The organism is Streptomyces sp. FH025, from assembly GCF_017427025.1.
GTDB lineage: Bacteria > Actinomycetota > Actinomycetes > Streptomycetales > Streptomycetaceae > Kitasatospora.
On the sequence record NZ_JAFLNG010000291.1, the window covers coordinates 1 to 9182 of the forward strand.

Annotated in this window: 12 protein-coding genes; 5 read left to right on the forward strand and 7 right to left on the reverse strand. The window is 73.6% G+C overall.

The genetic code is table 11. The features are described 5' to 3' along the window. A partial coding sequence (locus J0670_RS20705) for a M48 family metalloprotease (protein WP_243437291.1) occupies positions 1–753 on the reverse strand: 753 nt, incomplete at its 3' end. Further along, positions 753–1154 carry a BlaI/MecI/CopY family transcriptional regulator gene (locus tag J0670_RS20710; protein ID WP_207813131.1) on the reverse strand — a complete coding sequence of 134 codons (402 nt, stop codon included), beginning with the start codon at positions 1152–1154 and terminating at the stop codon, positions 753–755. The genes J0670_RS20705 and J0670_RS20710, both read right to left, overlap by 1 nt. Positions 1155–1269: 115 nt before the next feature. On the opposite strand from J0670_RS20710, the gene J0670_RS20715 reads away from it, so the two are divergent. The 5 genes from J0670_RS20715 (at position 1270) to J0670_RS20735 (ending at position 5198) form a co-directional block, all read left to right on the forward strand. Next, on the forward strand, positions 1270–1938 hold the full coding sequence (locus J0670_RS20715) for a DedA family protein (RefSeq protein WP_243437292.1): 669 nt from the start codon (positions 1270–1272) through the stop codon (positions 1936–1938). Beyond that, entirely contained in the window at positions 1938–2606 is a 669-nt protein-coding gene (locus J0670_RS20720) for a phosphatase PAP2 family protein (RefSeq protein ID WP_207813133.1), read from the forward strand. Before J0670_RS20715 ends, J0670_RS20720 begins: the two co-directional genes overlap by 1 nt. A gap of 178 nt (positions 2607–2784) precedes the next feature. Then, entirely contained in the window at positions 2785–3300 is a 516-nt protein-coding gene (locus tag J0670_RS20725) for a pyridoxamine 5'-phosphate oxidase family protein (RefSeq protein WP_207813134.1), read from the forward strand. A gap of 90 nt (positions 3301–3390) precedes the next feature. Next, positions 3391–4512 (forward strand): TIGR03364 family FAD-dependent oxidoreductase, encoded by a 1122-nt coding sequence (locus J0670_RS20730; RefSeq protein WP_207813135.1) that lies wholly within the window; start codon positions 3391–3393, stop codon positions 4510–4512. A gap of 11 nt (positions 4513–4523) precedes the next feature. After that, complete coding sequence (locus J0670_RS20735) at positions 4524–5198, forward strand: phosphonatase-like hydrolase (protein WP_307806617.1); 675 nt, start codon at positions 4524–4526, stop codon at positions 5196–5198. 157 nt (positions 5199–5355) lie between these two features. Here J0670_RS20735 and J0670_RS20740 read toward each other — a convergent pair whose 3' ends face one another. The 5 genes from J0670_RS20740 to J0670_RS20760 form a co-directional block, all read right to left on the reverse strand. Then, positions 5356–5676 carry a multidrug efflux SMR transporter gene (locus J0670_RS20740; protein ID WP_207813136.1) on the reverse strand — a complete coding sequence of 107 codons (321 nt, stop codon included), beginning with the start codon at positions 5674–5676 and terminating at the stop codon, positions 5356–5358. A gap of 7 nt (positions 5677–5683) precedes the next feature. Further along, entirely contained in the window at positions 5684–6361 is a 678-nt protein-coding gene (locus tag J0670_RS20745; protein ID WP_207813137.1) for an HAD family phosphatase, read from the reverse strand. A gap of 50 nt (positions 6362–6411) precedes the next feature. Continuing rightward, complete coding sequence (locus J0670_RS20750; RefSeq protein WP_207813138.1) at positions 6412–7497, reverse strand: ABC transporter ATP-binding protein; 1086 nt, start codon at positions 7495–7497, stop codon at positions 6412–6414. Between the two features lie 35 nt (positions 7498–7532). Then, complete coding sequence (locus tag J0670_RS20755; protein ID WP_374223135.1) at positions 7533–8342, reverse strand: ABC transporter permease; 810 nt, start codon at positions 8340–8342, stop codon at positions 7533–7535. Next, positions 8342–9182: ABC transporter permease subunit (locus J0670_RS20760; RefSeq protein WP_207813139.1), on the reverse strand; the 841-nt coding region annotated here is incomplete at its 5' end. The genes J0670_RS20755 and J0670_RS20760, both read right to left, overlap by 1 nt.

The following is a 9182-nucleotide window of genomic DNA, read 5'->3' on the forward strand; positions in this document are numbered from 1 at the left end:
CTCGTCGGCCCAGCGCTCCAGGTGGTACCCGAGGGGCGCGCGCAGCGGGCGCAGGGCCGGGTGGAGGTCGGCGGCGTGCTCGGCGAGGGCGAGGAAGAGGTGGTGGCGGGCGGCCAGGTGGGCGCGCTCGTGGGCGAGCAGGGCGGCCCGTTCGGGCCCGCTGAGGGCGCGCAGCATGCCGGAGGTGACCACGATCCGGCCGGGTTCGCCCGGTCGGCCGGGGAGGTGCAGACGGCCGGGCAGGGCGAAGGCGTCGGCGCGGGCGTCGTCCAGTACGGCGAGCGGGTGCTCCGCGGGCTCCGGCCACCAGGTGGTGCGCGCCCGGCGCACGGAGGCGCGCAGGGGGCGCATGTCCGGATGCTGGTCATCGGCGGGGGAGACGGGCGGGGCCGACGGCGTCGGCAGCGCGGCCCGGGCGGCCCGCAGGTCCAGCCACCGCCGTCGGGCGGTGCGCACCGCCAGCGCGGTGAGCGCGGCGAGGGCGAGGCCGGCCGCGGCGGCCGCGAGCGGGGCGCTGGGCGCGGCGGCGGTGAGCCAGGGCAGCGAGAGGTGGCCGAGAGCGGCGACCGGCGGCAGCTGGAGCAGCCCGGCCGCGGCCAGCAGGCCGAGCGAGCAGACGGTGCCGCCGGCCAGGACGGCGGCGGTGCCGGCCAGCAGCCAGGCGGCGGCCCGGGGCGCCAGCGCCTCGGCGAGGCGGCGGGCCAGCGGGGCGGCCAGGAAGGGCAGCAGCAGGGGGGCCCAGACGGTGAGCATCACGAGCGGCCCGCCCCGGGGTGTCCGGTGCCGTGGCCGTCGCCGAGCAGGTCGCGCAGCAGCTGCTCGTCCTCGGCGGAGAGGTCGGAGACGAAGCGGGCGAGCACGGTGGAGCGGTCGGCCTCGCGGCCCAGCTCGGTGTGCATCCGGCGGGCGGCCAGGCCCGCGGTGTCCTGGACGGTCGGGGTGTAGGCGTAGGCGCGGCCGGCCCGGGTGCGCTCGACCGTTCCCTTGTCGTGCAGCCGGGCCAGGATCGTGGCGATGGTGGTGCGGGCGAGGTCCCCGCCGAGCGCCGCCTGGACGTCCTGCGGCGTCATCGGCTGCCGGGCCGACCAGAGGGCGGCCAGCACCTCGGCCTCCAGCTCCCCGGCGGGCCGGCGGGCGGACGGTACGTCGGACATGGCGGCGTTTCCTCCAGCTTTCGTCTACAGTCATGTAGACCGTCTACGTCACTGTAGACGGTCCGGGCGGGTTCCGATGCGAACCGCCCTCCAACGTACGGGAGGTCCGCCAGCCTTGCTCCAGTTCCTCGCCGATCCGGCCGTTCACCTCGCGGTGAACCCGCTGGACGCATCGTCGCTGCTCGCAGCCTTCGGGGCGATCGGCATCGCCGTGGTGCTGTTCGCCGAGACCGGCCTGCTGGTGGGCTTCTTCCTGCCCGGCGACTCACTGCTGTTCACCGCCGGCCTGCTCTGCGTGCCCGGCGCCACCAAGGGCCCGCAGCTGCACCTGTGGCAGGTGCTGCCCGCCGCCCTGGTCGGGGCGCTGGTCGGGGCCCAGGTCGGCTACCTGATCGGCCGGCGCGGCGGCCGGGCGCTGCTGCGCCGCACCAGGCGCAAGAGCCTGCTGGAGGGCGTCGAGCGGGCCGAGGAACTGCTGGCCAAGTACGGGCACGGCAAGGCGATCGTGCTCGCCCGGTTCATCCCGGTGGTCCGGACGGTGCTGAACCCGCTCTGCGGCGTGCTCGACGTGCCGGTCCGCTCGTTCACCCTCTGGCAGGTCGCGGGCGGCGCGCTCTGGACGGTCGGTGTCGTGCTGGCCGGGTACGGACTCGGGTCCTCGGTCCCCAGCATCGACCGTTACCTGCTGCCGATCATCGGTCTGGTAGTAGTTGTCTCCGTGCTCCCCATTGTTCTCGAAGTGTTCCGCGCACGTAAGGCGCGCCGTCTCGGAGGTGAAATGTGATGTCCTCCCGGACTCTCGCCGTGTACGACGGCAGCGGTATCGACGGCAGCCTCTACACCCGGGTCAACGGGTGGGCGCAGTCCGCGCCGCACTGGCTGGACGACGTGATCAAGGTCTGGTCGGCGCTCGGCCTCGGCCTGTTCGCGGTCTTCATGCTCTACGCCTGGTGGCGGGCGCGCGGCGCCGACTCCGCCGTGATGGCCAGGGTGCTGGCCTCGCCGGTGATCGTGGTCGTCGCGTACGCCGTCAACTCCGTGCTCAAGGGCCTGGTCGAGGAGGTCCGGCCCTGCGCCCAGATCCCCGGCAGCGTCTCGCTGGAGACCTGCCCGGGCACCGGGGACTGGTCCTTCCCGAGCAACCACTCGGTGATCGCCTTCGCGGCCGCGATCTCGCTCTGGTTCGTCGGCCGGCGGCTCGGCGTCGTCGCCACGGTCTTCGCGGCGCTGATGGCCGCCTCCCGGGTCTGGGTCGGCGTGCACTACCCGCACGACGTGGCGGTCGGCGCGCTGGTCGGCATCCTCGTCGCGCTGGTGCTGGCGCCGCTGGCCGGGCGCTGCGGGCCGCTGGTGGACCGGATGCGCTCGAGCGCGCTGCGCCCGCTGCTGGGCCCCGGCGCGGCGCCGGTGGTGACCGGCGGGTACGCGTCGTACGGGGCGCGGCAGCGCTGATTCCGCGAGCGGTACTGATCAAGCGGCACTGATTCCGTCATCCCTCTGCCCCTTGTCCGGTTTCGGACGGCGGGTGGAGCATGTGAGCCGGGCGTGGGGCCCCTTCCGGGGGCGCCCGCCCGGCTCAGTCGTGCTCGGGGCGCGAAGGCACCGGGCGTGCCAGCGGAGGGAGTGCCGTATGCCGTACCGACTCGACATCACGCAGGGGGACTGGCCGGGCGACCTGCTGCACAAGGGCGTCGAGGGGCTGCTCGCCGAGGCCATGGTGCTCACCCTCGCCACCGCCGGCCACGAGCACGGGCCGCACGCCAACCTGGCCTTCTTCGCGTACGACGACGAACTCGTCCTGTACTTCGTCAGCGAGCGCTCGACCCGGCACAGCCACCACCTGGCCGAGGAGGCCCGGGCCGCCGCCACCGTCTTCCTGCCGCCGCCGGTGTTCGGCGAGCAGCTGCGGGGGCTTCAGCTGACCGGGAGCGCGAGCGAGGCCTGGGGGCGGCAGGCGGAGGCGGCGCTGGCGGCGTACCAGGGCCGGTACCCGGCCTTCGCGCAGGACGAGGACGTCCGGCGGCAGTACCTCACCGGCGGCGGGGCGGCGGCGCTGTACCGGTTCCAGGTGGAGGAGCTGACGGCGGTGGACGAACCGAACTTCGGGCGACGCAACTACCTGCGGGCGCGGGTGGTCCGGTTGTAGCGTGTGTTGTATGTACAACTTTTCGGGTGATTCATCTGCGGGACGGCGCCAGGATGCCCCTTGGACACCTGGGCGCACCACCCTGGCCGCATGAGAGTCATCGTCGTAGGAGCAGGCGTGCTCGGCACCATGCACGCCTGGCACGCCGTCGAGCGCGGCCACGAGGTCGTCCACCTGGAGCGCGAGAGCGAGGCGCGCGGCGCCTCGGTGCGCAACTTCGGGCTGGTCTGGGTGAGCGGCCGGGCACAGGGCGAGGAACTGGACACCGCGCTGCGCGCCCGCGAACTGTGGGAGGGCATCGGAGCCCGCGTCCCCGCGCTGGGCTTCCGGGCCAACGGCTCGCTCACCGCGATCCGCACCGAGGCCGAACTCGCCGTCGCCGAGCAGGCGCTGACCCTGCCCGACGCCGCCGTGCGCGGTTACCGGCTGCTCGACGCGGACGAGACCCGGGCCGCCAACCCGGCCCTGCGCGGCAAGCTGCTCGGCGCCCTGTGGTGCGAGCGCGACGCCGCCGTGGAGCCGCGCACCGCCCAGCCCGCGCTGCGCGCGTACCTGGAGTCCACCGGCCGCTACACCTTCCTGCCCGGGCGCGAGGTGCGCGACGTGGTGGGCGAGAACGCCGTCCGCGACGACCACGGGGACGTGCACACCGGCGACCTGGTCATCCTGTGCACCGGCGCCTGGCTCGGCGGCCTGGTCCGCGAGCTCGCTCCCGAGCTGCCGGTCCGCCGGGTGCGGCTCCAGATGATGCAGACCGACCCGCTCGGCGAGACCCTCACCACCTCCGTCGCCGACGGCGACAGCTTCCGCTACTACCCCGCCTTCGCCGGCACCGCCCTGGACCGGCTGCGCGAGACGCAGCCGCAGCGGCCCGTCGCCGCCGAGCACAGGATGCAGCTGCTGATGGTGCAGCGCCGCGACGGCGGACTGACCATCGGCGACACCCACGAGTACGACCAGCCCTTCGGCTTCGACGTGGTCGAGGACCCGTACGACCACCTGACCGGCGTCGTCGAGGAACTTCTCGGCCGCCCGCTGCCGCGCGTCCGCCGCCGCTGGGCCGGGGTGTACGCCCAGTGCCTCGACTCCACCCGGGTGGTCCACCGCGAGCGCGTGCGCGAGGGCGTCTGGCTGGTCACCGGCCCGGGCGGGCGCGGCATGACCTGCTCGCCGGCCATCGCCGAGACCACCGCCGAACTCGCGAACCTGTAAGGAACGTTGCTGTGACCACCGACATCCGACTGGTCGTGCTCGACATGGCCGGCACCACCGTGGCCGACGACGGCCTCGTCGAGCAGGCCTTCACCGCCGCGGCCGCGGCCCTCGGCGTCGAGGCCGGCAGCCCCGGCTTCGCGCCCATGCTGGACCACGTGCGCGCCACCATGGGCGAGTCCAAGATCTCCGTCTTCCGGCACCTGTTCGGCGAGGAGGAGAAGGCCCAACGGGCCAACGCCGCCTTCGAGGCCGCCTACCACGACCTGGTCGACGCCGGGCACTGCGCCGCGCTGCCCGGCGCCGCCGAGGCCATCGCCGAACTGCGGGGCCAGGGGCGCAAGGTGGTCCTCACCACCGGCTTCTCCCGGGCCACCCAGGACCGCATCCTCGCCGCCCTCGGCTGGGAGTCGATCGCCGACCTCACCCTCTGCCCCGCCGAGGCCGGGCGCGGCCGCCCGTACCCGGACCTCGCGCTCACCGCGCTGCTGCGCACGGGCACCGACTCGGTGCGGCAGATCGCCGTCGCGGGGGACACCGGCTACGACATGCTGACCGGCACCCGGGCGGGCGCCTCGGTCGTCGCCGGCGTGCTCACCGGGGCCCACGACGAGGCCCGGCTGCGGGCCGACGGGGCCACCCATGTGCTCGGCTCCGTGGCCGAACTACCTGGGCTGCTCGGCTAGTTCGCCTTCTCGGACGGGCGGAGCCCGGGGCCTTCCCCGGGCTCCGCCCGTCCTGTTGCGTGATGCGGCGGGGCGCAGGGAACGCGAAACGGCCGGAGTGGGACGTCGGGGGATCCGACGTTCCACTCCGGCCGTTCGGGCTCGATCGACGGGTTGGTCAGTGGCTGCCCTTGAGGTTGAGGACGACCACTCCGGCGATCACCAGTGCGATGCCGAGCCACTGCAACCGGCCCAGGGACTCGCCGAAGGCGAGCACGCCTATCCCGGCGACCGCCGCCGTCCCGGCGCCCGACCAGACCGCGTAGGCGATCGAGACCGGTATGTGCTTGAGGGCGCGGCCGAGCAGGAGGAAGGAGAGGACGTAGCCGAGGGCCACGCCCAGGCTGGGCCAGAGGCGGGTGAACCCCTCGGTGAGCTTGAGGCAGCTGGTGGCGCAGACCTCGCTGAGGATGGCGAGGGCGAGCAGGAGGTAGGGCATGTGGCTGTCAAACGGCCGGGGCGGCGCTGAGCTTCCCGAGCAGGGCGAGGTCGGCCCGTTCCAGGCTGTCCAGCAGCGTGATCCGGTCGCCGTCCGGGATCGGTGCGGCGGTGGACGGCACCGCGAGCACCGCGCAGCCGGCCGCGTTGGCGGAGGCGACCCCGGTCGGGGTGTCCTCGACGGCGACGCAGGCGGCCGGGTCCAGGCCGAGCCGCTCGGCGGCGGCCAGGTACGGGTCGGGCGCCGGCTTGGTGCGTACGGTGTCCTCGGCGGCCAGGGTGACGGCGAACCAGTCGCGGCCGATGGCCGACAGCACCAGGTCGACGACCCGGCGCGGGGAGGCGGAGACCAGCGCGGTGGGCACCCGGGCCTCGCGCAGCGCGGCCAGCAGGGCGAGCGCGCCGGGGCGCGGCACCGTCTCGGCGGCGACCTTGCCGGCGAAGGACTCGCCCAGCCGGGCGGCGAGTTCGGCCTCGGTGAGGGTGGTGCCGCTGACCCGGTGCAGGTGGGCGGCGGTGTGCTCGACGGCCTGGCCGAGCACCTCGGGGGCGTCCCGGTCGGTGAGCGGGTGGCTCAGTTCCTCGGCGAGTTCGGCGGCGGCCTGCCACCACAGTTGCTCGGTGTCGACCAGGGTGCCGTCCATGTCGAACAGGACGGCCGAGGGGAGTGCGGGGGATTCAGGCATGGCGGTACCTTCGGTGGTTCATCAGATGACGTGCGGGGCGGTTCAGGCTCTCAGGCGACGCGTCGGTCCACCAGTACCGGGCGCTCCGGCAGGGTGAGGTCGGCGCGCGAGCCGGCCGGCAGTGCGGCGGCGGCCTCGGTGGGCAGGTCGGCCTTGACCTCGGTGCCGTCGTCCAGGCGGACGGTGAGCCGGGAGACGGCGCCCAGGAAGGACGCGGTGACCACCAGCGCCGGGCCGGTCGCGGACGGGGTGAGGGTGACGTTCTCCGGGCGGACCAGCACGTCGAGTTCGCCGTCGGCCGGGATCTCGCCGTCCACCGCGTGCCGGCGGCCGAGCACCTCGACGCCGTCCGAGGTGCGGGTGCACGGGATGCGGCTCATGGTGCCGACGAACTCGGCGACGAAGGCGGTGGCCGGGCGGCCGTACAGCTCGGACGGGGTGGCGCACTGCTCCAGCTTCCCGGCCCGCAGCACCGCGACCCGGTCGGCCATCGACAGCGCCTCCTCCTGGTCGTGCGTGACGAACAGGGTGGTGATGCCCAACTCCTGCTGGAGGCGCCGGATCTCCTCGCGCAGCTGGAGGCGGACCTTGGCGTCCAGCGCGGACAGCGGCTCGTCCAGCAGCAGGACGCGCGGCTGGAGGGCGAGCGCGCGGGCCAGCGCGATGCGCTGCTGCTGGCCGCCGGACATCTGGTGCGGGTAGTGCTCGGCGCGGTGCGGCAGGCCGACCAGCTCCAGCAACTCCTGGGCGCGGGAACGGCGTTCGGCCTTGCCGGTGCCGCGCATCCGCAGCCCGAAGGCGACGTTGTCCAGTGCGGTCAGGTGCGGGAAGAGGCTGTACGACTGGAACACCATGCCCGCGTCGCGCTTGTGCGCGGGGATCGCGGTGATGTCCTGGCCGTCGACCAGCACCTCGCCGGAGTCGTGCTGCTCGAAGCCGGCCAGGATGCGCAGCGCGGTGGTCTTGCCGCAGCCGGACGGGCCGAGCAGGGCGAGCAGTTCGCCCGGGTTGACGGTGAGGTCCAGGCCGTCGAGGGCGGTGGTGGCGCCGAAGGACCGGCGCAGCGAGCGGAACTCGACGGTGGCGCCGCCGGCGGCCTGGGCCTTGCCGGTGGCGGGGGCGGTGGCCGTGGTCATGGCTGGTAACTCCTGGATGGCAAAGGGGGGTCGGATCAGGACCGGGCGGCCTTGCGGCCACGGCCGGCGGCGGACATCAGCAGCAGGACGAGCCAGACGATCAGCAGACTGAGCATCGAGACCGCGACGGACATCTGGCCGTCGCTCTTGCCGTTGGAGTTGATCCACACCGAGAAGGGGGTGAAACCGAGGATGGAGGCGGTGGTGAACTCGCCGAGCACCAGGGCGACGGTGAGCACGGCCGCGTTCAGCAGCGCGCTGCGCAGGTTGGGCAGGACGACGGTGAACACCGCGCGCAGCCAGCCGGCCCCGCAGTTGCGGGCGGCCTCGACCAGGGTGGCGACGTCCACGCCGCGCAGCCCGGCGTCGATCGCCCGGTAGGCGAAGGGCAGCGCCATCAGCACGTACGCGATGACCAGGACGATCGGGAACTTCGGGTCCTGGATGGCCACGATGGTCTGGAAGAGCGGGGTGTCCTGGAGGTAGTCCGGGCCCCAGCGCAGCACGCCGATGATGCCGGTGGTGAGCGCGACCACCGGGACGACCAGCGGCATCGAGCACATCACCTCGATCACCGGGCGCAGCTTCGGCGCGCCGAGCCGGGCGGCGAGCACCGCGGGGACCAGCAGGAGCAGCAGCACCGCCACCGTGACGGCGGCCAGTTCGAGGCTCAGCACCAGGCTGTCGGTGAAGCCGGGGGCGTTCAGCAGCTCGGTGTAGGCGCGGAAGGTGGTGCCGCCCTTGTTGTCGTCGATGCTGAACCACAGCGAGGCGGCCATCGGCACCGCGAAGTAGATCCCGCAGATCAGCAGGACCAGGCCGCGGCCGAAACGGATGCGATCGATCAGGCGAGCCACTTGGCACTCCGGCGCTGAAGGGGCAGGTAGACGGCCATCACCAGGCAGGCGACCACGATCATGTCGAGGCCGAGGGCGAGGGCGAGGTTGCCCTGGCCGACCAGGACGTTGCCGGACAGGGCGTCGCCGATCTGCATCGAGATCAGCGGCACCGAACTGCCCACCATGGCCTCGGCGGTGGCGTACGCGGCGAAGGAGGCGCCGAACAGCAGCACGAAGCCGCCGAGCAGCGAGGGCACCAGCACCGGCAGCGCCACGTGCCGCCAGTACTGCAGGACGGTGGCGCCGTTGTTGTACGCGGCCTCGCGCCACTGGACCTTCAGGCCCTCCAGGGCCGGGGTGATGGTGATGACCATCAGCGGGACGAGGAAGTACAGGTAGACCACCGACAGGCCGGAGAAGGTGTAGAGGTTCCAGCCGTGCCGGGTGAGGCCGAAGCGCTTGGTGATCTCACCGGAGTTGCCGAGGGTGGCGACGAACATGAAGGCCAGGGGCACGCCGCCGAAGTTGGCGAGCACGCCGGAGGCGGACATCACGGCCTCGCGGAACACCCGGAACCGGGAGGTGGCCACGGCCTGGGCCAGCGGCAGGCCGACCGCGGTGGCGATCAGGGCGGTGAGCAGGGAGAGCTTCACGCTGCCCCACAGGGCGGTCCAGTACGCGCCCTGGAGGGAGCCGGTGAGGTTGTCGGTGGTGAAGGCGCCGCCGCCGTCGGGGGCGTCGGAGGAGGTGGTGAACGCCCCGATGGCGATCGCGACGGCGGGCAGGCCGAAACCGATCACGAAGAAGAGCAGCAGGGGGAGGGCGGCGAGCCAGGCGCGGCTGCCG

What these genes read in the sequence shown, in the direction of transcription:
- J0670_RS20710 (WP_207813131.1), bottom strand. Translation starts at nt 1,154, where the DNA reads ATGTCCGACGTACCGTCCGCCCGCCGGCCCGCCGGGGAGCTGGAGGCC.
- J0670_RS20720 (WP_207813133.1), top strand. Translation starts at nt 1,938, where the DNA reads ATGTCCTCCCGGACTCTCGCCGTGTACGACGGCAGCGGTATCGACGGC.
- J0670_RS20725 (WP_207813134.1), top strand. Translation starts at nt 2,785, where the DNA reads ATGCCGTACCGACTCGACATCACGCAGGGGGACTGGCCGGGCGACCTG.
- J0670_RS20730 (WP_207813135.1), top strand. Translation starts at nt 3,391, where the DNA reads ATGAGAGTCATCGTCGTAGGAGCAGGCGTGCTCGGCACCATGCACGCC.
- J0670_RS20740 (WP_207813136.1), bottom strand. Translation starts at nt 5,676, where the DNA reads ATGCCCTACCTCCTGCTCGCCCTCGCCATCCTCAGCGAGGTCTGCGCC.
- J0670_RS20745 (WP_207813137.1), bottom strand. Translation starts at nt 6,361, where the DNA reads ATGCCTGAATCCCCCGCACTCCCCTCGGCCGTCCTGTTCGACATGGAC.
- J0670_RS20750 (WP_207813138.1), bottom strand. Translation starts at nt 7,497, where the DNA reads ATGACCACGGCCACCGCCCCCGCCACCGGCAAGGCCCAGGCCGCCGGC.